Genomic DNA, 20,994 nt, shown 5'->3' with positions numbered 1-20,994 from the left:
GAAGCGCTGGCCCCTACTCTTTTGCCACCACCGGCACATGACGGAATTTGGCACGGAGCGATTCCGGGAGCGGGGAGAAGTTCATCGCGACGCCGCGGCGGTCATTGGCGTTGCGGTTGGCGACCACTAGGCCATCGGCGCCCGCGACGATGTCGCCCTTGCGCAAGGTGGGGTCATTCTCGACCTTGACCTGCGCAAGCCCGACCGGATCCTTGCCGTTGCAGGTGCAATCCGCGACGATCTCGTTGCGATACCGGAAGGCGTTGGGCAGATCGGAATAGGATTTTCCCTTATCCGTCGTGGCCTCGTCGATATTGCTGCCATAGACCAGCGAGGTTTCCGAAGCCGGGCAGAAGCTCTTGCAGGATTCCGCCTTGCTTTCGGCATCAGCTCCCTGCGCCGGGAAGTAGCGACCGTCGCAACCGCGCACACAATAGGCGGTGCCACCGCCATAGGAGGCCCGCTGGCGCGGCGCGTCATAGCGCGGCATGTCGTCGTTGGGGAACGGCATCCGGATCTCGGGCGGCGGCCGCATCCGGAAGCCACCGAACAGCGCCGAGAAGAAATCCTCCGCATGCGCCGACGGCGTCAGCGCGAGGCCGAGGGAAGCAACGGCAAGCATCGCCGCCGCGCCACCGGCCAGTTTGCTGATCGAACGTTTCTTCATATGACCTCACTCAACTCTCAGTTCACCGCCGACGTCGAGACGTTCAGCGTCTGCGGAGCCGAGGGCAGGGCCGTCACGGCCGGGCGCTTGCGCACGGGGTCGCCGCCTTTCGCCATCAGCGGCGCGTTCTTCGGCAGTACCACCACCTTGGCGCCGATATTGACGCGGTTGAACAGGTCCGTGACGTCCTCATTGGTCAGGCGGATGCAGCCGGACGAGACGAACTTGCCGATCGTGGTGGGATCGTTGGTGCCGTGGATGCGGTATTCGCTCGAGCCGAGATACATCGCCCGCGCGCCGAGCGGGTTGCCGGGACCGCCGGCGACGAAACGCGGCAGATAAGGCTGGCGCGCGATCATCTCGGCCGGCGGGTGCCAGTCCGGCCATTCCGCCTTCCGGCTGATGCTCTGCACGCCCGCCCAGGTGAAGCCCTCGCGGCCGACGCCGACGCCGTAGCGGATCGCGCGGCCATTGCCGAGCACATAATAGAGATAGGTGTTACCGGTATCGATTACGATGGTGCCGGCGGGCTCGCTCCGGTCGAAGCTGACGATCTGCTTGCGCAACCGGTCGGGCAACTGGGCATCCTCGCCGACCGCCTGCGGCGCTTCACTTACATAGCCTTGTGCATAGCCTTGCGAATAGGCCGGGCCTTGCGGATAGGCCTGCCGCTGCATCGGCGCGTAGCCGAGGAGCGTCTGCGCGCTTGCGGCGCCGAAGGATACGGCAAGCAGGGCGGTTGCGAAGGCAAAAGCGGTGACGGCGCGCGGCGAGTTGCGGCGACGGACTGCAGAGAACTTTGTCATGTGCTGCCCCGTGGGATGTGTGCATCAGGGTGATGCGGCTTCCAACAAACGCAGCCGGACCGACTCAAGTTCCGCCGCTTGCTGCGACGGCGACGTCACAGTCAAGCGAACGGCTCTTCACGAAGCCGCGATGGAACCCGCGACCGGCTCGCGCGTTCTCCGGTCGTCAATGGGCGCGCGGATCTCAAGCCTCCGTGCGGGAGAGATATTGTGCGCGTCCTTCCCAGTGAACGTCTGATCTCCGGCAACAACGAAGGCGCCCCGCTTCCCGACAGCCATGCCGAGCTGCCGCCGGTGATCCGCCGCACCGAGTTCGTCGCCTTTGCGCTCGCCGGCCTGCTCCTGATCGCCGTGGTCGCGGTGCTCTACGTCGCCAAGGCGTTTTTCCTCCCGGTCGTGATGGCCATTGTCGCCGGTACCATGCTATCGCCGGCCGCATCCTTCCTGGAGCGACGGCGCGTGCCGCGTGCGGTCGGAGCAGTCTTGATCGTGGTCGCGGTGACCACGGTCGTCGCCTTCGTGGTCGCGCTGATTGCCGCGCCCGCGATGGAGTGGAGCTCACGCCTGCCCGAGCTGGGCGCGCAGTTGAAGGACAAGCTGCACGTTTTCGACCGCCCGCTTGCGCTGTGGCGGGAGCTGCAAACCATGGTGGGCGGCTCGGAGGGGCTGCCAAGCTTCCAGCTGCCGAAATTCGAATGGGTGCAGCCCACGCTGGAATTCCTGTCACCGACTTTCGCCGAATTCCTGCTGTTCTTCGCCACCCTGATCCTCTTCATCGCAAGCTGGCGCGACCTGCGGCGGGCTCTGATCATGACGTTCAGCGATCGCGATGCGCGGCTGCGCACGCTGCGGATCCTCAACGAGATCGAGGTTCATCTCGGCAACTACCTTTTGACGGTGACTGTCATTAATATCGGCGTGGGTGTCGCAACCGGCATCGTCTGCGCGCTCACCGGCCTGCCGAATCCGGCCGGGCTCGGCGCGCTCGCGGCTGCGCTCAACTTCATCCCGATCATCGGACCGGTCGCGATGTTCGTCGTTCTGGTCGTGGTGGGGCTCGTCACCTTCCCGACCCTCGGCGGCGGACTGATGGCGGGGCTCGCCTTCGGTGGCATCACCTTCATGGAAGGGCACTTCGTCACGCCGACCATCATCGGCCGCAGGCTGGCCCTGAATGCGCTGGCCGTCTTCATCGCGCTGGCGTTCTGGACCTGGCTATGGGGACCGATGGGCGCGTTCCTGTCGTCGCCGCTGCTGATCGTCGGGCTGATCCTGAAGGAGCATCTGATGCCGGAGAATTCGCCGCAGCTGCCGCAGGCCTGACCGGTTTCCGCAACGGAACTTACCCGAAGACGAAGCGTTTTCCGGCTATCCAGCCGCCAACAATTCGGAGCCCCAGATGTCGACGAGCAATGCCGAGGCCGGGACGAGAGACTGGACCGACAAAGCCACCAGAGAACGCCTCGAGAAGGATGTAGCAGCCGTGAAAAGCGATATCGCCGCCCTCACCGATCAGATCACTGAGGCGCTCAATACCTTTGCCAATTCCACCAGCAAGCAGGCCCGTCGTGGCTATCGCCAGGCCCGCGAGAACATGGATTCCGCGATCGACGACATGTCGGAGCGCGGCAGCGCGATGATGGGCGCGGCGCAGGACGCCTATGGCTCGATCGAAGAGACGCTGGAAGACGCCATCACGCAGCGACCGCTCGCCACCGTCGGGCTCGCGCTCGGCATCGGCTTCCTGATCGGCATCGCCTGGCGCCGGTAAGATCGCGGAACGAATATTGAGACGGCGGAGCTGCGGCACCGCCGGTGTTGGCTTGTGGCGATTTGGCTTGTGGGGATTTGAGGAGCAAGGCCATGTTTCAGCGCATCATCGATAGCATCAGTGCATCCACTGGTACGACGGTCCGGCTGACCTCCCTCGCAGCGGGCGCCGTATTCGCGCTGTTTATCACGACATGCTTCCTCTGTGCCGCCGCCTTCATCTCGGTTCTCGAGAAATACGGCCCGGTGCAGGCCTGCCTCGCCGGCGCCGGCATCTTCTTCCTGCTCACACTCGCCGTGGCTGGCACCTATTGGGGCTACAAGCGGGAAGCACAGAAACGAGCCAAGATCGCAGCCGAACGCGCCGCGAAGTCGGCGGCGCAGAGCATGCTCACCGACCCCATGCTGCTCGCTACAGGGCTCCAGATCGTTCGTGCCATCGGGGTCAAGCGGCTACTGCCGATCCTGGCGATCGGAGGCGTCGCGCTCGGGATCATGGCGAGCCGCGCCGGTCCGTCCGACGGGACATCGGCTGAACCTGCCGAGTAACGGGCGCGAGCGCGTTAAGAAAGTTGCGTCGGCGCGCACGCGCGTGTCATGGCTGAAATTCAAGGGCTGGCCTTGCGCAATTTTCGTCAGCCAAGGCGCTCCGGCCCAATCACGGAAACGCTACTCGGATAGGCAGGCGGTTGCCGCTAAAAGCGTCGCCCCTGATTCCAAAAATCATTTTCTGCAATGAAACCGTCCGTCAAGGCGAACCTCACCGCATTCCATCACGACGCCAGGCTCTATCTGACGCTCGGCATCGCCAACTGGTCGGTTTTCGTCGACCATATCCCGAACAACGTCGTCAACCTGCTGACGCTGCGAAACTTCGGCTTCAGCGGTGCTGCTGATCTCTTCGTATTCGTGGTGGGCTACGGTGTCGCCATCATCCACGGCAGGATGGCGCTGGAGCGCGGCTACGTGGTCGCCGCGACGCGCATCTTTCGTCGCGTCTGGCGGCTTTACGCCGCCTACGTCGTGCTGTTCGTGATTTATATCGACGCGATCGCCTATGTCGCCTCTCAATCGATGGCGCCGGAGATCATCCACGAATACAACATCTCAGGCATCCTCGAGCACCCGCTGCGCATCCTGGTCAGTGGCCTCGTGCTCCAGGAGGAGCCGCTGAACCTCGACCTGCTGCAACTGATGATCCCGCTGATGGCGTTCTTTTCGCTCGCGCTGTGGGGGCTGCTGCGTCGGCCGAACCTGACGCTGGCAGCATCGATCGCGCTGTACGTTGCGGCGCGCTGGTTCGGCTGGAATTTCCGCGTCTATCCGGACCAGGAGTGGACCTTCAATCCGCTGTGCTGGCAGATGCTGATGGTGCTGGGCGGCTGGTTCGCCGTAACAGGCGCACCCGGACGCGCGCTGTACGACAAGTCCTGGCTGCGGATCCTCGCAGGCGCCTATCTCGTATTCGCGCTGGCCGTCACCTTGATGCGCCATTCGCCGGCATTGTCCGCCTACTTGCCGGACTTCATCCTCAACAGCATCACGCCGACCGACAAGGAAAACCTCGCACCCCATCGCGTGGTCCATTTCCTCGCGCTCGCCTTCATCGCAACCCATCTCATTCCGGCCGATCATCCCGGACTGAAATGGCGGCCGCTGCAGGCGGTGATCACATGCGGCGAGGAATGGCTCGCGGTATTCTGCATCGCCGTGTTCCTGTCCTTCGCCGGCCATCTCATTCTGATCACCGGGCCGAACCTGGTGGTGATGCAGATCGCGGTGAGCCTCGTTGGCTTCGCGGCGATGACAGCGGTCGCCTATTACATTACCTGGTCGAAGCGGCAGGACCTGCCTGCGGCCCTGCGACAGCAGGCCTAGAGTCACCCCCCGTTCCGATGGAAGCGCCTCGCGATTCCGCTAGGCCCGGCGCTGTGGCTGCGCTATGCGAAGCAAGGTTGCTTCTACACGAGGAGACCGGGCGTGGTGATGGAGAAAAGCGGGGGTGAAGGCGCGCCCCGGCGCGGCCGTCCGAGGTCGATCGAGACCAGCAACGCCATTCTCGAAAGCGCCTATGCGCTGATGGCGGCGACCGGCCTTACCACCACCACCATCGACGCTGTCGCGCGCCACTCCAGCGTCTCCAAGATGACGATCTACAAATGGTGGCCGTCGCGGGAAGCGCTGCTGATCGACGCCTTCCTTAATCATGCCGCACAAATGCTGCCGCTTCCGCCCGCGAGTTCCGGCACGCCCGCGGCGCGCGCGCGCCGCCATGCCGCGGCCTATGCGGAGGCGCTCCAGGGCGAATTCGGCAAAGTGCAGCTCGCCGTCATTTCCGAATGCATCTCGAAGACCGGCTCCGCCGAACTGTTCTACACGCGCTATCTGCAATTCCGCCGCGACGCGCTGGTGGACATGATTGCCGAAGGCCAAAAGGACGGCAGCATTTTGGCCGAGGGACCGCCCGAGGATCTCTACGATGCGATTTACGGCAGCCTGTTCTACCGCTACGTCTTTGGCATAACCCCGATCACGCCGGCCTACGCGCGCAGCCTGGTCGACCTGGTGTTGCGACCGAACGGCTAGAGCCATTTCCGTTTCGATGGAATCCGAACAGGGCTCTAGATTCTTATTTTGATGCGTTTTCCTTACGCGAACCGGTATCCACTTTGCTCGATGGCTATCGCACAGGCCTCACCGGCGCCGAGATTTTGTCCGTGCGGTCGCGCTCGGTCATGTCGACCACCGTCTCCATCGGCGCTATCAGCTCGTAGACATAGGAGACGTCGGTAAAGTAGCGCTTGGCCGTGCCGCCGAGCGCCTCGGGCGCGACGCGGTCGAGCAGGATCAGGCCGAAATCGGAATCGGGCCGGCGCGTCGCCTCGCTGGTGTTGAACTCCTCCCAGCGGAAATGGAAGACATCGTCGGGCGCCTCCCCCCGTCACCGTCCAGATCGCAGTGATGTGTGGATGTTTGCCGACCAGCGATAGTCCTTCGTCCGAATGCGAGGCGAGCTCGAAGAACAGCAGCGACAGGCTCTGAGCGGCACGTGCACTGACCGCGATATCCGGACCCGAGACGGCGATGCGATCGGCATGCGGGATGGCACGCGCCTCGAACAGGCCCTTCAGCTTGACGCCCTGCCACTGGCTCTCGCTGAGCAGCGACACTACGTTGGACATGGCGTGTATGCGGCCGATCAGCAGCTCGCGCGCGACGTCGATGTCCGAGCCGTGGCGCAAGGTGCGCGTCACGATCGACTGAATCACCGCCAGGATGTTCTTGACCCGGTGGTTGAGTTCGTCGATCACCGCCGTAAGCCGCCGCTCGAAGCCGATCCGCACCTGGATTTCCCGGCTGAGCCGCAGATTGTTGTAGGCGACATAGCCGAACAGGCCGCACACCATGGCAGTGATGGCAAAACCGATCGCGCCAACGATGATCGCGGTCTGCTCCGCACGCCGCGCCGAATTGGTCTTCGCGTAATAGCCGAGCTGCCAGTCACGACCACCGAAGCTTACCGTGCGCGTCGCCGACGGCGCCGGCCCGTCTGCCGACGTCATGCGTGCCGAGACCACGCCCTGATCGTTGGCGACGAGTTCACCGCCCTCCCTGCGCGGATCCTTCAGCGCGACCGCAAACAGCGACAAGTCGTCGTTGGTCAGCATCAACGAGGCGAGTTCGTAGGAAAACGTGACGAAGCCGGCCGGCTCCGTCGCCCCTTCGGGAATGACAGGAGCGGCCAGGATGATGCCGATCGGCCCGACGCCGCGCAAAAGCTCGACCGGATCGGAGGCAACCGACCGCTTCTCAACCCGGGCACGCGTCAACATGGCGCCGCGAACCTGATCCTGGTCATAACTGCGGCCGGGCAGCGCCTTGGTCTCGTTGCTGCGCGGCTCGAGGTCGATCAGCACGTCGATCGGCTGGGTGACGCTCGCAATGTCGATCGGCTTGTCTTCATAGGTACGGATCTGCGGATTCGGGAAGCCGGCCCCGGCGATCACGGCCTGAGCTGCCGCAAGCTCGTTCGGCTTGAGCCGGGCGATCCACCCGGCCACCACGAAATCGGTCTTGAAGGCATAAATGGCCGAGCGCAGCGGCTCCAGCATGTTCGGCTTGATCACCGACGGCGCGCGGAATAGGCCTGAGGCGACACGTGCAAGCAACTCGCGCTCGGTAAGCCGGTCCTGGACGAGGCTCGCGTGAACGTCGATCGCACGCGCCAGCGCGATCCGGTCCAGCGCCAGCTCCTGGTCGTGGACGCGATAGGCCGCAAGCCCGGAGAGCAGAGCTCCGAGCAGAGCGATGAAGCCGATGATGAAACCCAGCCGGACCACGCGACTACTCAGGTGGAAGCAGCAGGTCGGCAATAAACACGGAACATATGAACGCCGCTTGAACGGCCGTGTGCCGAAACAGGGTGAACCCCAATGGCGGAGATAATGGAGGAGGAGGCATCGCTACGCAACTTGGGTCGCCTGTAAAGCTTAATACGCCCGGCCGATGGTCTGACCAGAACGGCTATGCTCCGAGCACCAAAGGTGGTTAATCGCCGTGTCCGAAATTTGTTCCGCAGGCCGCGGCTCTGCCCCAGGTGTTAATAGCGGAAAGCGCCTGCGCCACGTCGCCGCGCCCGTCAGCCTGCCCGTTTCAGGCCGCCTTTGGCCTCGATGAAGCCGACGATGCGGTCGAGCCCCTCGCCCTTCTTCAGGTTGGTCATGACGAAGGGACGCTCGCCACGCATACGCCTGGCGTCTGTGTCCATCTTCTCGAGGGAGGCGCCGACATGGGGCGCCAGATCGATCTTGTTGATGACAAGGAGGTCGGACCGGGTGATGCCGGGGCCGCCCTTGGACGGGATCTTGTCGCCGGCCGCCACGTCGATGACGTAAATAGTCAGGTCGGCGAGCTCCGGGGAAAAAGTGGCAGCGAGATTGTCGCCGCCGGATTCGATCAGAACGAGGTCAAGCCCGGGAAACTTGGCGCGCATGTCCGCCACCGCGGCCAGATTCATCGATGCGTCCTCGCGGATCGCGGTGTGCGGGCAGCCGCCGGTCTCGACGCCGGCGATGCGGTCCGGCGTCAGCGAGCCCGAGCGCACAAGGAATTCCGCATCCCATTTGGTGTAGATGTCGTTGGTGATCGCGGCGATGTCGTAGTGCTCGCGCATGGTCTTGCAGAGCAGGTCCATCAACGCGGTCTTGCCCGATCCGACGGGGCCACCAACACCAACGCGCAGGGGGCCGTGAGAATTCGACATGTCGCTGGCTCTCTCCTAACGTCGTCCCGGGCAAGGCTGGGACGACGACTGGTTAAATTCCGCACTACTCACGAGCGAAACAGCCGCGTATATTGCGCTTCGTGCCGCAGGCTGGCGAGGTCGGCGCGAAACGTAGCGCTGCCAAGATCGTCCAATGTCACATACAGCGCACGATTTGCAGTCGCGGCGACAGCTGCTTCCAACCTCACCAGCGCGCGTTGACTGTCGGTCTGGCCGAGCGGAATGAGCCGGCTGGCCGCAGAAATCCAGTTCGAGACCAGCGCATGCAGGAACGCGTGCAGCGTCGGCGCCAGCGGCACGCCGTGCATCGCGGCGACCACACCGACCGCCACAGGATAGACCAGTGGCGTGCTGCACGCCGCGACCATGGCATCCAGCCCGTCGGCATCCCACGCGGCACGCGCGATATCGATGAAGGCACGCCCCTGCGATGTCGTCTCGAGCTGCCGCTCGCGCGACGGCACGAAGGCCGCGGCGAGTTCAGCGATATCGTTTAAGGTGGCCTCCTCGCAGGCCTCGGCAGCGCGAAAGGCGTGAACCAGGAACGTCGCATCGCAAAGGCCCGAGCCGTCGCCGAGCATCGCGTCGAGCCAATCGGCGAGCGTCGCGATGTCGGTGATGTCGCCCGCCTCGACCGCCCACTCCATGCCACTGGAATAAGAGAAGCCGCCGACCGGAAACGCCGGCGACAGCCACGTCATCAGCCGGTACAGCGCCGCCGCCTCGCGTCCGGCGAGGTCACCGGCGCCGCCCCGCTCATTTGTGGTCATGAGCATGCTTGTGGCCGTGGTGATGGTCGGGATGGTCGCAATGCTCGTCGTGATGATGGTGGTGATCGTGCCCATGATCATGCGCGGCATGGTCATGATGGTGGTGCTCATGGCCGTGATGATCATGGTGATCGTGGCCATGATGCCCGTGATCGTGATGGGTATGGTCATCGTGCCCGTGCGCGTGGCCCGCATCGGCATAGGCGCCGCCCTCAGGATCGAACGGCGCCTCGATCTCGATCACGCGCGCACCAAGGCCCTTCACCATGGCCTCGATGACGTGGTCGCGGCGAATACGCAGGCTCTTGGCCATGATCTGTGTCGGCAGATGACGATTGCCGAGGTGCCAGCCGACACGGATGAGGTGGTGCGGATCGCGGCCGCGGATCTCGAGCAGCGGCTCGGGCGCCGCAACCACCTCGACCAGCCGGCCGTCCTCCAGCACCAGTGCATCGCCGCCGCGGAGCGCAACGGCGTTTTCCAGGTCGAGCAGGAATTCGAGACCCCGCGTCCCCGTCATGGCCATGCGACGACGGTGCCGATCGTCGAAATCGAGCACGACCGTGTCCGCCGGCGCTTCCGTGAAGCGGTGTTGTCCCCTAACCTGCGTAGCCCGGATCATGTGCGTCATTCCTCAGATCTTCTCGACCTTGCCGTCGCTGATGATCTCGATCACCGTCGGCGCTGTCTTCATCTGCGCGGAGTACTCCCGCCACACTTTCATGTGCGGCGCCCTCGCATGTGCGTTGAGGTCCTCGCGAGTCTCCCAGCGCTCGACCACCACATAGAGATTCGGATTGTTGACACTGACATGACCGTCATAGGAGAGACAGCCCTTCTCCTTGAGCGTCTCGACGGTGCAGGCCTTGTGCCCCCTGATGAAGTCGTCCTTGTTTTCCGGCTTCATGGGCGTGGTGGCGATAACATAGATCATGGGAGGTTCCCTCTTCTTGCTTAGCGGACGTCGACCTTCTCGGGCGTAATCACTTCGATCTTCGGCGGCGCCGTGAAGCACTTCACCGCGACGCGGCCGAACGTCTTCATGTGTTCCATGGTCCGGTGCGGCACCAGCGCCTCGGCATTTTCCCACTGCTCGACGAACACCATCTTGGCGGGATCGGTGACGCTCTCATGCAGGTCATAGGCGATATTGCCGGGCTCTTTCCGCGTCTCCTTGATGCAGGCGGTGGCGGCTGCAATGAACTCGGCGCGAGTTTCAGGCTTGATGGTCAGGGTGGCAACGACGTAGATCACGAGAAATCCTCCCGGCTTTTCTTCTAGGTTGAGATACCGGACGGGACATTAGACCAGGCGGGATCGAACGCAAAACCGGAAAAGCCGCCCTCCGGATATGCGCTCGGGACATGCTCTTGCGACATGCTTTTGGGACATGCGTCGAGACGCTATTTCAGTACATGAAATATCGCTGCGCCATCGGTAGCACCTCGGCGGGGGCACAGGTGAGCAGCTCGCCATCGGCCCGCACCTCATAGGTCTCCGGATCGACCTCGATATCGGGCGTGGCGTCGTTGTGGATCATGCTCTTCTTCGAGATCTTGCCGCGGGTGTTCTGGACGGCATAGAGCTTCTTGTCGATGCCGAGCTTGCGCGCCAGCCCGCCGGTGACCGCGGCCTTCGAGGTGAAGACGACGGAGGATGCCGTGCGCGCCTTGCCGAAGGCGCCGAACATCGGCCGATAGTGTACCGGCTGCGGCGTCGGGATCGAGGCGTTGGGATCCCCCATGGGAGCGGCGACGATCGTGCCGCCCTTGACGATACAGTCCGGCTTGACGCCGAAGAAGGCCGGCGACCACAGCACGAGGTCGGCGAGCTTGCCCTTCTCCACCGAGCCGATCAGCTTCGACACTCCATGGGCAATCGCGGGATTGATCGTGTACTTTGCGATGTAACGCTTCACGCGGAAATTGTCGTTGTCCTTGCCCTTGTCCTGCGGCAAGGATCCGCGCTGCTTCTTCATCTTGTCGGCGGTCTGCCATGTCCGGATGATGACCTCGCCGAGCCGGCCCATGGCCTGGGAGTCCGAGGACATCATCGAGAGCGCGCCGAGATCGTGCAGAATGTCCTCGGCGGCGATGGTCTCCTTGCGGATGCGGCTTTCCGCGAACGCCAGGTCTTCCGCAATCGATGGATCGAGGTGGTGGCACACCATCAGCATGTCGAGATGCTCGTCGATGGTGTTGCGCGTGAAGGGGCGCGTCGGGTTGGTCGAGGACGGCAGCACGTTCTTCAAGCCGGCGACCTTGATGATGTCGGGGGCGTGGCCGCCGCCGGCGCCCTCGGTGTGGAAGGCGTGGATGGTGCGGCCCTTGAACGCCTTGATCGTGTCCTCGACGAAGCCGGATTCGTTCAGCGTGTCGGTGTGAATCATCACCTGGATGTCGTGATCGTCGGCAACCGACAGGCAGTTGTCGATCGCCGCCGGCGTTGTGCCCCAGTCCTCGTGCAGCTTCAGCGCACAGGCGCCGGCCTTGATCATCTCGACCAGTGCTGCGGGGCGCGAGGCATTGCCCTTACCGGAGATGCCGAGATTGACGGGGAATGCGTCGAATGACTGGATCATCCGCGCGATGTGCCAGGGGCCGGGCGTACAGGTGGTCGCGAACGTGCCGTGCGACGGTCCGGTGCCGCCGCCCAGCATCGAGGTGACGCCAGACATCAGCGCGTGTTCGATCTGTTGCGGGCAGATGAAATGGATGTGGCTGTCGAAGCCGCCGGCAGTGAGGATCTTGCCCTCACCCGCGATCACGTCGGTGCCAGGACCGATGACAATGGTGACGCCGGGCTGGATGTCGGGATTGCCCGCCTTGCCGATCGCCGAAATCATGCCGTCCTTGATCGCGACGTCGGCCTTCACGATGCCCCAGTGATCTACGATGAGCGCATTGGTGACGACGGTGTCGGCCGCGCCCTGCTTGTTGGTGACCTGCGACTGACCCATGCCGTCGCGGATCACCTTGCCGCCACCGAACTTCACCTCTTCGCCGTAGGTGGTGAAGTCCTTCTCGACCTCGATGATGAGATCGGTGTCGGCGAGCCTGACCTTGTCCCCGGTCGTCGGCCCGAACATGTCGGCATAGACAGAACGCTTCATCTTGACGGACATCACAAGCCCCGTTTGAGTTTGAATTTCTGATTGGCGCTCACAGCGACGCCCTCGCTCGTTGCACCGCGTCGTCGAATGCCTGATCGAGCCATGGATTGCCGCCGCGGCAAACCGCGACCACCTGCTCGGCCCAGCCCACGTAGTCGGCGAGATCGTCGCGCTCTTCAGTGGTCGGATCGGAATGAATGCGCGCGCTGATGTTGCTGATCTTGTCGGCGATCTTGATCAGCTTGGCCGCGGCTGATTTTCTCGGCGCATCGAGCACCTGCCGGCGCCGCCGCTCGGCCTTCGGCAGGCTCATATCGTCGGTGCACTCGACGACGAGGGAGGCGACGCGTTGGGAAAATTTCTGCGCGAGCTCCTCGTGCGTGGTGTCGGTGTCTTCGATCGTATCGTGCAGCCAGCCAGCTGCGACGAGCTCGGCATCCGCACCGCCGGTGGCGGTCGCGAGCAGGCTCGCGACCTCGGCGAGATGATTGATGTAGGGCTCACTGCCCCGGCCCTTGCGCGCCATGCCGTTGTGGCGCCGCGCGGCGAGATCGGCAGCTTCGGAGATGAGGCGGACGGCGGAGAGCATCGCTATGCCTCCTCGGCATCGTTGGACGCACCACTTTCTCCGACTCTTCCCCACAAGGGGGGAGGGAATCCAACGAGCCTGCTCACATCAAGACGAGTCACGGCTTCTCCTCAGTCTGTTGAGAAGCAGAAGGGGAAATATCGCCGTGAGTTAGGGACGCGTCGCTGGAAGGGTTCCCTCCCCCCTTGCGGGGGAGGGTTAGGGAGAGGGGTGCCGCGAGCTCCGCTGCCTCGATAATTGAAAGAACAACGCCCTCGAGATTTTTTTGTCACGTCGTCATTGGTGAAACGCAGCACGCGATAACCGCGGGATGCGAACCATTGGTCGCGCCGTTCATCATGGCGGATACGCTCTTCGAAATCGTGGCTCTCGCCATCGAGTTCAACGATAAGCTTGCTGGAATGCGCGACGAAATCCGCGATGTAGTGGCCCATGGGGGTCTGACGGCGAAAGGCCAGGCCCGCGAGCCGATCGGCCTTCAGGTAACGCCACAGCAACCTCTCCGCACGAGTCATCTCGCGCCTCAATCGTTTGGCGCGATGGCGCTGAATCTCGCTGACCTCGTCGTGCGGCATACCCCTCTCCCCTGCCCTCCCCCGCAAGGGGGGAGGGAGCCCGACCGGCGTGCTCGCCTCACATCGAATCACAGCTTCCCCATCACGTCGCCGCGGAAACCGTAGATGGTCTTCTTGCCGGCCATGGCGACGAGCTGGACGTCGCGGGTCTGGCCGGGCTCGAAGCGAACGGCAGTGCCGGCAGCGATATCGAGGCGCATGCCGCGGGCTTTCTTGCGGTCGAACTTCAGCGCGGGGTTGGTCTCGAAGAAATGGTAGTGCGAGCCGACCTGGATCGGTCGGTCGCCGGTGTTGGCGACCGTCAGCGTCACGGTCTTGCGGCCGGCATTGAGCTCGATCTCGCCGTCCTGGATGAAGAGTTCGCCGGGGATCATGTCGCGCTCCTACCTGATCGGCTCATGCACGGTGACGAGCTTCGTCCCGTCCGGGAACGTCGCCTCGACCTGGATGTCGTGAATCATCTCGGGGATGCCCGGCATCACCTGCTCTCGGGAGAGCACCTGCGCGCCGGATTGCATCAGCTCGGCGACAGTCCGGCCGTCGCGCGCGCCTTCGAGGATGAAGTCGGAGATGATCGCGACCGCCTCCGGATGATTGAGTTTGACGCCGCGGTCGAGCCGACGACGGGCCACGATGGCCGCCATCGAGATCAGAAGCTTGTCCTTTTCGCGGGGAGACAGGTTCATGCGAAATCTCTTCCGTTCAACGCATCAATTCAGCAAGTTATCAATTCAGCCAGAGCCGCGGCAAAGCCGCGCCGGTGCGCGCCAGCACGGCCATCATGTCGGCGCGCAAGCGGGCCGCATCTTGGGCACAGAACCGCGCCATTGCAAAGCCATTCCAGGCGGATATCCCGACCTCGCCGGAGAATGATTCCGACGCCTCACGGAGGCGCTCGACCAGTGCTTCGTCGCCGGGAACGATCAGCGCCGTGCCGATCGCCGCGCCGCCCTTCGCGACCGCCGATCGCGCAAGTTTTGCGCCGATGTTGCCGTCGAGCCTGACGGTTTCTGCGAACACCAGCTTGCCGCCGCGGGAGAGACGCCAGCGGTCGACGAACTCGCCCTGCTCCATCCGCTCGCCCATGGCGATGCGGCCGAAGACGACGATCTCGCAGAGCAGGAGCGAAGCGGCTTCATCGAGCGCGATGTCGAAGCGGCGTTGCACGCGCGCCCGGTCGAACAGGATGGTCTCCTGCGGGAGCCAGGACAGATGCGCGCCGGCACCGACCCTCAGTGCGATGTTGAGCTGCGCCGCCGGTCCAGGCGTGCGGTAGACCTTCTCGGCCGCCGCTGTCGTCAGCGTCAGGCGCGCGGCATCAGCCGCCGCGATCTCGATGTCGAAGCGATCGCCGCCGGCGACCCCACCGGCGGTGTTGACGAACACGCCGGACAGGCCTTGATCTTCCGGTGAGGGAAAGCGCACGCGCAGCGAGCCGGATTCATGCAAGACGCCGCGCCGGGTCACGCCGTCGCACGCATGCACGTCGAACCGCACCGCGCCGCGGGCGCGGTTGGCCTCGAATACGGTGGAAGTGACTGACGGTTCGCTGCGCATCCGCCTCCCCAGCCGGTCGCGGCAAGATTTCGTAGTTTGCCTTACAGCGCCATCTGGCGGCTGATTTCGCTCGCGTCGAGATTGGAGCGGTCGCAGGAGAATTTCACCGCACCGCGATCCATCACGGCGAAACTGTCGCCGAGTTCGCAGGCAAAGTCGAGATATTGTTCGACCAGCACGATGGCGATATTGCCGAGGTTGCGCAAATACGAGATGGCGCGGCCGATGTCCTTGATGATGGAGGGCTGGATACCCTCGGTGGGCTCGTCGAGGAGCAGCAGCTTCGGCCGCATCACCAGCGCGCGCCCGATCGCGAGTTGCTGCTGCTGGCCGCCCGAAAGATCGCCGCCGCGCCGACCGAGCATGGATTGCAGCACCGGGAACAGCGAGAACACATCGTCCGGAATGTGCTTGTCCTCGCGCTTGAGCGGGCCGAAGCCGGTCTTCAGGTTTTCCTCCACCGTCAGCAGTGGAAAGATCTCACGGCCCTGCGGCACGAAGCCGATGCCCTTGCGCGCCCGCTCATAGGGCTTCAGGCCTGTGATATCGCTGCCGTCGAGCACGATTGCGCCCGAGGAGATCGGATATTGGCCGACCATGGCGCGCAGGAGCGAAGTCTTGCCGACGCCGTTGCGCCCGAGCACGCAAGTCACCTTGCCGGGCTCGGCCGAGATCGATACACCGCGCAGCGCCTGCGCCGCACCGTAGAACAGGTTGATATCCTTGACCTCAAGCATCGCTCAGCGTCCCAGATAGACTTCGATGACCCGCTCGTTCGACGAGACCTGGTCGATTGTGCCTTCCGCCAGTACCGTGCCTTCGTGCAGGCAGGTGACCTTGACGCCGAGCTCGCGCACGAACGTCATGTCGTGCTCGACGACCATCACGGTGTGGGTCTTGTTGATCTCCTTGAGCAGCTCGGCGGTGAGGTGCGTCTCGACGTCGGTCATGCCGGCGACAGGCTCGTCGACCAGCAGGAGCTTCGGATCCTGTGCGAGCAGCATGCCGATCTCGAGCCACTGCTTCTGACCGTGGCTGAGGCTGCCGGCCAGCCGATTGCGGGCCTCTGTGAGACGGATCGTTTCCAGCACCTTGTCGATGCGCTCCGATTCCGCCCTGCTGCCGCGCCAGAACAGCGTGCCGCGCACCGAGTGATCGACATTGAGCGCCAGCAGGAGATTGTCCTGCACGGTCTGGCTCTCGAACACCGTTGGCTTCTGGAATTTGCGGCCGATGCCGAGCTCGGCGATGCGGGTCTCATCCAGGCGCGTCAAGTCGGTGACGCCGTCGAACAGCACCGTACCTTCGTCCGGCTTGGTCTTGCCGGTGATGATATCCATCATCGTGGTCTTGCCGGCGCCGTTTGGGCCGATGATTGCGCGCATCTCGCCGGGCTCGAGCGTCAGCGACAGATTGTTGATGGCGTGGAAGCCGTCAAAGGAGACGTGCACGCCGTCGAGATAGAGCATCGCGGAAGTCGCGCGGGTGTCCATGACGTTCACGAGCGCTTCTCCGCCAGCTTCGGCTCGGTGATGCCGTCTTCAGCCGCGGCGCTCGCGGTGGTCTCGGCCGGGCGTTTTTCGTTCGACGTCTCCCACCAGGAATTGAAGGTGCCGACGATGCCCTTCGGCAGCAGCAGCGTCACCAGGATGAACAGTGCACCCAGCATGAACAGCCAGTAGGGCGCGAGCACGCCCGAGGTGAAGAAGGTCTTGGCGTAGTTGACGACGACGGCACCGAGCGCCGCGCCGACCAGCGTGCCGCGGCCACCGACCGCGACCCAGATCACTGCTTCGATCGAATTGCCCGGCGCGAATTCGCTCGGATTGATGATGCCGACCTGCGGCACGTAGAGCGCGCCGGCAACGCCCGCCATGCAGGCCGAGACCGTGAACACGAACAGCTTGTAGGACTCGACACGGTAACCGAGGAAGCGCGTGCGCGATTCCGCGTCGCGCACCGCGATCAAGACCTTGCCGAGCTTTGACGAGACGATGAAACGGCAGATCAGGAAGCCGACGATCAGCGCCAGGCAGCTCAGCGCGAACAGCGCAGCGCGGGTGCCTTCAGCCTGGACGTTGAAGCCCAGGATGTCCTTGAAGTCGGTCAGGCCGTTGTTGCCGCCGAAGCCGAAATCATTGCGGAAGAAGGCGAGCAGCAGCGCATAGGTCATCGCCTGCGTGATGATCGACAGATACACGCCGGTGACGCGGGAGCGGAAGGCGAGCCAGCCGAAGCAGAAGGCGAGCAGGCCGGGCACGAACAGCACCATCAGCGCCGCGAACCAGAACATGTCGAAGCCGTACCAGTACCAGGGCAGCTTCTGCCAGTTCAGGAACACCATGAAATCCGGCAGGATCGGGTTGCCGTAGACGCCGCGGGCGCCGATCTGCCGCATCAGGTACATACCCATGGCGTAGCCGCCGAGCGCGAAGAACGCACCGTGGCCGAGCGAGAGGATGCCGCAATAGCCCCAGATCAGGTCGATCGCGAGCGCCAGGATCGCGTAGCAGACATACTTGCCCCACAGCGCGACGAGATAGGTCGGCACCTGCAGGAACGACCCCGCGGGCAGCAGCAGGTTCGAGAGCGGGATGAGGATGCCGCAGGCGGCGACGACCGCGAGGAAGATCGTGGCGCCACGGTCCAGCGATCGGGTCAGCATGTGGGGGGTCATGCTTCCACCGCACGGCCCTTGAGCGCGAACAGGCCGCGCGGCCGTTTTTGAATGAACAGGATGATGAGAACCAGGATGGCGATCTTGCCGAGCACGGCGCCGGCGATCGGTTCCAGGAACTTGTTGGCAATGCCGAGCGTGAAGGCGCCGACCAGCGTGCCCCAGAGATTGCCGACGCCGCCGAACACCACGACCATGAAGCTGTCGATGATATAGCTCTGACCGAGATTGGGGCTGACATTATCGATCTGCGACAGCGCCACGCCGGCGATGCCAGCGATACCCGAGCCGAGACCGAAGGTGAGCGCGTCAACGCGCGAGGTGGCGATGCCCATCGAGGCCGCCATGCGACGGTTCTGTGTCACCGCACGCATCTCGAGACCGAGCGCGGTGTAGCGCAGCATCGCAAGCAGGATCGCGAACACGGCCAGCGTGAAGCAGAGGATCCACAGCCGGTTATAGGTGATGGTGATCTGGCCGAGTTCGAAGGCGCCGCTCATCCAGGAGGGGTTGCCCACCTCGCGGTTGGTCGGACCGAACATGGTGCGCACGGCCTGCTGGAGCACCAGCGACAGGCCCCAGGTCGCGAGCAGGGTCTCGAGCGGCCGGCCATAGAGGAAGCGAATGATGCTGCGCTCGATCAGCACGCCGATCGCTCCGGCGACGAGGAAGGCGAGCGGCACGGCGATGAACAGCGAATAGTCGAACAGGCCGGGAAAGCGGGTGCGGATAACCTCTTGCACCACGAAGGTGGTGTAGGCGCCGATCATCACCATCTCGCCATGCGCCATGTTGATGACGCCCATCACGCCGAAGGTGATGGCGAGCCCGATCGCGGCGAGCAGCAGCACCGAGCCGAGCGAGAGGCCGTACCAGGCATTCTGCACGGTGGACCACACCGCGAGCGAATTCTGGATCGAGCCAATCGCGCTCGCGGCAGCCTTGGTCACCGACTCAGGCTGGTCGCCCATGCCGATGAGCAGCGCCAGCGCCTCCTGGTCACCTCGCGCCTTGAGGGTGGCGACCGCCTCGAGCTTCTCGACCTCGGTGGTATCAGGCTTGAACAACAGGATCGCCGCGCGAGCTTCGCCCAGCGCCGCCTTGACTGATTTGTTGGTTTCCTTGGCGAGCGCGCCGTCGACGGCCTCGAGCGCGGTCTCTTCATGCGACTTGAAGACGGATTGCGCAGCCTGCAGCCGCGTTCCGAGATCCGGCGACTGGAGCGTCAGGCTGCCGAGCGCGGCGTCAACGCTGCGGCGCAGGCGGTTGTTGAGACGAACCGCACTCGCACTGTCAGGAACGCTGGCCACGGGCTGGCCGGTCGCGGCATCGATCGACTTGCCGTCGGCGCCGGTGACGTAAACCTTCTTGCTGTCCGGATCGGCCATGAGGCGGCCGTCCTGGAGCGCGCTGATGATCGGAAAGGCCAACTTGTTGCCGCTGCTCGCGACCACGCCGATCGCCTCTTCGGTGTCGGAAAAGTCGTCATTGGCAAATTTGGCGACCGCATCCTCGAACGGACCGGCGAAGGCGGGCAGCGCGAACGCGATCAGAAACAACGAGAGGACAAAGGTACAGAAGCGGGCAGACAAATTGGTTGGCACTGTGAATCATCCCGGCAGAAGTGGTGGAGAAGGCGGCGGAATAGTCGCCTTCCCCCGTCGTGCAATGAACCGTCAGATCCGGATCAGGAGCCCGAACCGAGGCACTTGTTGGTCTTGGTGTTGAAGTTGCCGCACTTCTTGCCGACCCAGTCGCCGATCAGGTCCTTGGAGCCGTCGAGCTCCTTCGACCAGGCATCGCCGGCGACCAGGCCCGGGGTCTTCCAGACCACGTCGAACTGGCCGTTACCCTTGATCTCGCCGATGAACACCGGCTTGGTAATGTGATGGTTCGGCAGCATCTTCGACACGCCGCCGGTCAGGTTCGGCGCCTCGATGCCGGGAAGCGCGTCGATCACCTTGTCCGGATCGGTTGACTTCACCTTCTCGACAGCCTTCACCCACATGTTGAAGCCGATCACGTGCGCTTCCATCGGGTCGTTGGTCACGCGCTTCGGATTCTTGGTGTAGGCCTGCCACTCCTTGATGAACTTCTCGTTCGCGGGAGTCTTGATCGACTCGAAGTAGTTCCAGGCGGCGAGATGGCCAATCAGCGGTTTGGTGTCGATGCCGGCGAGCTCTTCCTCACCCACCGAGAACGCGACCACCGGGATGTCCTTCGCCTTGATGCCCTGGTTGCCGAGCTCCTTGTAGAAGGGAACGTTGGCGTCGCCGTTGATGGTCGAGACCACCGCGGTCTTCTTGCCGGCCGAGCCGAACTTCTTGATGTCGGCCACGATCGTCTGCCAGTCGGAATGACCGAACGGCGTGTAGTTGATCATGATGTCTTCCTGGGCGACCCCCTTCGACTTCAGATAGGCTTCCAGGATCTTGTTGGTGGTGCGCGGATACACGTAGTCGGTGCCCGCGAGCACCCAGCGCTTCACCTTCTCTTCCTTCATCAGGTAGTCGACGGCCGGGATCGCCTGCTGGTTCGGTGCCGCACCCGTGTAGAACACGTTGCGCTCGCTCTCCTCACCCTCGTACTGCACGGGGTAGAACAGGATGTTGTTCAGCTCCTTGAACACCGGGAGCACCGACTTGCGCGACACCGAGGTCCAGCAGCCGAACACGACCGCGACCTTGTCCTTGGTGATCAGCTCGCGCGCCTTTTCGGCGAACAGCGGCCAGTTCGAAGCAGGGTCGACGACGACGGCCTCGAGCTTCTTGCCGAGCACGCCGCCCTTCTTGTTCTGCTCGTCGATCAGGAAGAGGATAGTGTCCTTCAGCGTGGTTTCGCTGATGGCCATGGTGCCCGAGAGAGAATGAAGGACGCCGACCTTGATGGTGTCGTCCGCGGCCTTCGCACCGGAAATGGAAGCCAGACCGAGCATCAGTCCGGCGGTCGCGGCGAGCACGCCGCGGCGGGTAAATGACGCCGCTATATCGCGAGTGGATTTGGTAGGCATGAGTGTATCGTCTCCCTGACGCAGACGTGAAAAACGCTGCGAAACGGCCCCCACGGCCGCCTGCGATTAATGGAATCGCAAGAACCATGCCATAGGCTGAGCACCTGCCAACCTATTGGTCAGAATAGACAATTTTGCCGCAATCTAAATTCGACCGCAGTCCGACTGCTCAAAACT

General features: G+C 63.6%; 23 protein-coding genes and 1 pseudogene. 5 read left to right on the top strand and 19 right to left on the bottom strand.

The window, feature by feature from the left end; translation table 11 throughout:
- Positions 1-13: 13 nt before the first annotated feature.
- Together AC629_RS00260 and AC629_RS00255 are read right to left on the bottom strand one after the other, a co-directional pair.
- Positions 14-667: a DUF2865 domain-containing protein gene (locus AC629_RS00260; protein ID WP_084802792.1), complete on the bottom strand. Its 654-nt coding sequence runs from the start codon at positions 665-667 to the stop codon at positions 14-16.
- Positions 668-684: 17 nt separating this feature from the next.
- Positions 685-1,473: a L,D-transpeptidase gene (locus tag AC629_RS00255; protein ID WP_084802791.1), complete on the bottom strand. Its 789-nt coding sequence runs from the start codon at positions 1,471-1,473 to the stop codon at positions 685-687.
- A gap of 210 nt (positions 1,474-1,683) precedes the next feature.
- Here AC629_RS00255 and AC629_RS00250 point away from each other — a divergent pair, with 210 nt between their 5' ends.
- From AC629_RS00250 to AC629_RS00230, 5 genes are all read left to right on the top strand, one after another.
- Positions 1,684-2,796 carry an AI-2E family transporter gene (locus tag AC629_RS00250; RefSeq protein WP_084802790.1) on the top strand — a complete coding sequence of 371 codons (1,113 nt, stop codon included), beginning with the start codon at positions 1,684-1,686 and terminating at the stop codon, positions 2,794-2,796.
- A gap of 76 nt (positions 2,797-2,872) precedes the next feature.
- Positions 2,873-3,244: an ElaB/YgaM/YqjD family protein gene (locus AC629_RS00245; RefSeq protein WP_084802789.1), complete on the top strand. Its 372-nt coding sequence runs from the start codon at positions 2,873-2,875 to the stop codon at positions 3,242-3,244.
- Between the two features lie 92 nt (positions 3,245-3,336).
- Positions 3,337-3,792 carry a hypothetical protein gene (locus tag AC629_RS00240; RefSeq protein ID WP_084802788.1) on the top strand — a complete coding sequence of 152 codons (456 nt, stop codon included), beginning with the start codon at positions 3,337-3,339 and terminating at the stop codon, positions 3,790-3,792.
- A 186-nt stretch (positions 3,793-3,978) separates the two neighbouring features.
- Positions 3,979-5,121: an OpgC domain-containing protein gene (locus AC629_RS00235; RefSeq protein WP_084802787.1), complete on the top strand. Its 1,143-nt coding sequence runs from the start codon at positions 3,979-3,981 to the stop codon at positions 5,119-5,121.
- Between the two features lie 108 nt (positions 5,122-5,229).
- A complete protein-coding gene (locus tag AC629_RS00230) occupies positions 5,230-5,829 on the top strand; it encodes a TetR/AcrR family transcriptional regulator (protein ID WP_084802786.1) in 600 nt (199 codons plus the stop codon).
- Between the two features lie 94 nt (positions 5,830-5,923).
- Here the strand turns inward: AC629_RS00230 and AC629_RS00225 are convergent.
- The 17 genes and pseudogenes from AC629_RS00225 to urtA form a co-directional block, all read right to left on the bottom strand.
- Positions 5,924-7,583 (bottom strand): annotated as a pseudogene (locus AC629_RS00225) (CHASE domain-containing protein).
- A 299-nt stretch (positions 7,584-7,882) separates the two neighbouring features.
- Entirely contained in the window at positions 7,883-8,506 is a 624-nt protein-coding gene (gene ureG / locus AC629_RS00220; protein ID WP_074120229.1) for an urease accessory protein UreG, read from the bottom strand.
- A gap of 68 nt (positions 8,507-8,574) precedes the next feature.
- Complete coding sequence (locus AC629_RS00215) at positions 8,575-9,303, bottom strand: urease accessory protein UreF (protein WP_084802785.1); 729 nt, start codon at positions 9,301-9,303, stop codon at positions 8,575-8,577.
- The gene (locus AC629_RS00210) at positions 9,284-9,919 is read right to left on the bottom strand and encodes an urease accessory protein UreE (RefSeq protein WP_084802809.1); all 636 of its coding nucleotides are present in this window, start codon (positions 9,917-9,919) and stop codon (positions 9,284-9,286) included. The genes AC629_RS00215 and AC629_RS00210 overlap by 20 nt, the downstream gene beginning before the upstream one ends.
- 12 nt (positions 9,920-9,931) lie before the next feature.
- On the bottom strand, positions 9,932-10,231 hold the full coding sequence (locus AC629_RS00205) for a putative quinol monooxygenase (RefSeq protein WP_074120227.1): 300 nt from the start codon (positions 10,229-10,231) through the stop codon (positions 9,932-9,934).
- 20 nt (positions 10,232-10,251) lie between these two features.
- The gene (locus tag AC629_RS00200) at positions 10,252-10,551 is read right to left on the bottom strand and encodes a putative quinol monooxygenase (protein ID WP_084802784.1); all 300 of its coding nucleotides are present in this window, start codon (positions 10,549-10,551) and stop codon (positions 10,252-10,254) included.
- A gap of 154 nt (positions 10,552-10,705) precedes the next feature.
- Positions 10,706-12,421, bottom strand: a complete 1,716-nt coding sequence (gene ureC / locus AC629_RS00195; RefSeq protein WP_084802783.1) for an urease subunit alpha — start codon at positions 12,419-12,421, stop codon at positions 10,706-10,708.
- Positions 12,422-12,458: 37 nt separating this feature from the next.
- The gene (locus AC629_RS00190) at positions 12,459-12,998 is read right to left on the bottom strand and encodes an HD domain-containing protein (protein ID WP_084802782.1); all 540 of its coding nucleotides are present in this window, start codon (positions 12,996-12,998) and stop codon (positions 12,459-12,461) included.
- 110 nt (positions 12,999-13,108) lie between these two features.
- Positions 13,109-13,573 (bottom strand): endonuclease domain-containing protein, encoded by a 465-nt coding sequence (locus tag AC629_RS00185; protein WP_245331643.1) that lies wholly within the window; start codon positions 13,571-13,573, stop codon positions 13,109-13,111.
- A 68-nt stretch (positions 13,574-13,641) separates the two neighbouring features.
- Positions 13,642-13,947 carry an urease subunit beta gene (locus tag AC629_RS00180; RefSeq protein ID WP_026202067.1) on the bottom strand — a complete coding sequence of 102 codons (306 nt, stop codon included), beginning with the start codon at positions 13,945-13,947 and terminating at the stop codon, positions 13,642-13,644.
- A gap of 9 nt (positions 13,948-13,956) precedes the next feature.
- Positions 13,957-14,259, bottom strand: coding sequence for an urease subunit gamma (locus AC629_RS00175; RefSeq protein WP_084802781.1), 303 nt, complete (start codon positions 14,257-14,259; stop codon positions 13,957-13,959).
- Between the two features lie 40 nt (positions 14,260-14,299).
- On the bottom strand, positions 14,300-15,130 hold the full coding sequence (locus AC629_RS00170; protein ID WP_084802780.1) for an urease accessory protein UreD: 831 nt from the start codon (positions 15,128-15,130) through the stop codon (positions 14,300-14,302).
- Positions 15,131-15,171: 41 nt separating this feature from the next.
- Complete coding sequence (gene urtE / locus AC629_RS00165) at positions 15,172-15,867, bottom strand: urea ABC transporter ATP-binding subunit UrtE (protein WP_084802779.1); 696 nt, start codon at positions 15,865-15,867, stop codon at positions 15,172-15,174.
- A 3-nt stretch (positions 15,868-15,870) separates the two neighbouring features.
- The gene (urtD, locus tag AC629_RS00160) at positions 15,871-16,632 is read right to left on the bottom strand and encodes an urea ABC transporter ATP-binding protein UrtD (protein ID WP_080134998.1); all 762 of its coding nucleotides are present in this window, start codon (positions 16,630-16,632) and stop codon (positions 15,871-15,873) included.
- Complete coding sequence (gene urtC / locus AC629_RS00155; RefSeq protein WP_084802778.1) at positions 16,629-17,807, bottom strand: urea ABC transporter permease subunit UrtC; 1,179 nt, start codon at positions 17,805-17,807, stop codon at positions 16,629-16,631. Before urtC ends, urtD begins: the two co-directional genes overlap by 4 nt.
- Positions 17,804-19,411 carry an urea ABC transporter permease subunit UrtB gene (gene urtB / locus AC629_RS00150; RefSeq protein WP_084802777.1) on the bottom strand — a complete coding sequence of 536 codons (1,608 nt, stop codon included), beginning with the start codon at positions 19,409-19,411 and terminating at the stop codon, positions 17,804-17,806. Before urtB ends, urtC begins: the two co-directional genes overlap by 4 nt.
- An 83-nt stretch (positions 19,412-19,494) precedes the next feature.
- Positions 19,495-20,817 carry an urea ABC transporter substrate-binding protein gene (gene urtA, locus AC629_RS00145; protein WP_084802776.1) on the bottom strand — a complete coding sequence of 441 codons (1,323 nt, stop codon included), beginning with the start codon at positions 20,815-20,817 and terminating at the stop codon, positions 19,495-19,497.
- Between the last annotated feature and the right edge of the window lie 177 nt (positions 20,818-20,994).

Origin of the sequence: Bradyrhizobium sp. NAS80.1, from assembly GCF_001908205.1 — a bacterium.
Lineage (GTDB): Bacteria > Pseudomonadota > Alphaproteobacteria > Rhizobiales > Xanthobacteraceae > Bradyrhizobium.
Note: the sequence above shows the minus strand (reverse complement) of the source record. Positions and strands in the feature narration are given on the sequence as shown.

What these genes read in the sequence shown, in the direction of transcription:
- AC629_RS00175 (WP_084802781.1), bottom strand. Translation starts at nt 14,259, where the DNA reads ATGAACCTGTCTCCCCGCGAAAAGGACAAGCTTCTGATCTCGATGGCG.
- AC629_RS00235 (WP_084802787.1), top strand. Translation starts at nt 3,979, where the DNA reads ATGAAACCGTCCGTCAAGGCGAACCTCACCGCATTCCATCACGACGCC.
- AC629_RS00180 (WP_026202067.1), bottom strand. Translation starts at nt 13,947, where the DNA reads ATGATCCCCGGCGAACTCTTCATCCAGGACGGCGAGATCGAGCTCAAT.
- AC629_RS00230 (WP_084802786.1), top strand. Translation starts at nt 5,230, where the DNA reads ATGGAGAAAAGCGGGGGTGAAGGCGCGCCCCGGCGCGGCCGTCCGAGG.
- AC629_RS00255 (WP_084802791.1), bottom strand. Translation starts at nt 1,473, where the DNA reads ATGACAAAGTTCTCTGCAGTCCGTCGCCGCAACTCGCCGCGCGCCGTC.
- AC629_RS00245 (WP_084802789.1), top strand. Translation starts at nt 2,873, where the DNA reads ATGTCGACGAGCAATGCCGAGGCCGGGACGAGAGACTGGACCGACAAA.
- AC629_RS00210 (WP_084802809.1), bottom strand. Translation starts at nt 9,919, where the DNA reads ATGATCCGGGCTACGCAGGTTAGGGGACAACACCGCTTCACGGAAGCG.
- AC629_RS00240 (WP_084802788.1), top strand. Translation starts at nt 3,337, where the DNA reads ATGTTTCAGCGCATCATCGATAGCATCAGTGCATCCACTGGTACGACG.
- AC629_RS00260 (WP_084802792.1), bottom strand. Translation starts at nt 667, where the DNA reads ATGAAGAAACGTTCGATCAGCAAACTGGCCGGTGGCGCGGCGGCGATG.
- AC629_RS00185 (WP_245331643.1), bottom strand. Translation starts at nt 13,573, where the DNA reads ATGCCGCACGACGAGGTCAGCGAGATTCAGCGCCATCGCGCCAAACGA.
- AC629_RS00205 (WP_074120227.1), bottom strand. Translation starts at nt 10,231, where the DNA reads ATGATCTATGTTATCGCCACCACGCCCATGAAGCCGGAAAACAAGGAC.
- AC629_RS00190 (WP_084802782.1), bottom strand. Translation starts at nt 12,998, where the DNA reads ATGCTCTCCGCCGTCCGCCTCATCTCCGAAGCTGCCGATCTCGCCGCG.
- AC629_RS00215 (WP_084802785.1), bottom strand. Translation starts at nt 9,303, where the DNA reads ATGCTCATGACCACAAATGAGCGGGGCGGCGCCGGTGACCTCGCCGGA.
- urtE (WP_084802779.1), bottom strand. Translation starts at nt 15,867, where the DNA reads ATGCTTGAGGTCAAGGATATCAACCTGTTCTACGGTGCGGCGCAGGCG.
- urtA (WP_084802776.1), bottom strand. Translation starts at nt 20,817, where the DNA reads ATGCCTACCAAATCCACTCGCGATATAGCGGCGTCATTTACCCGCCGC.
- ureC (WP_084802783.1), bottom strand. Translation starts at nt 12,421, where the DNA reads ATGTCCGTCAAGATGAAGCGTTCTGTCTATGCCGACATGTTCGGGCCG.
- ureG (WP_074120229.1), bottom strand. Translation starts at nt 8,506, where the DNA reads ATGTCGAATTCTCACGGCCCCCTGCGCGTTGGTGTTGGTGGCCCCGTC.
- urtC (WP_084802778.1), bottom strand. Translation starts at nt 17,807, where the DNA reads ATGACCCCCCACATGCTGACCCGATCGCTGGACCGTGGCGCCACGATC.
- AC629_RS00170 (WP_084802780.1), bottom strand. Translation starts at nt 15,130, where the DNA reads ATGCGCAGCGAACCGTCAGTCACTTCCACCGTATTCGAGGCCAACCGC.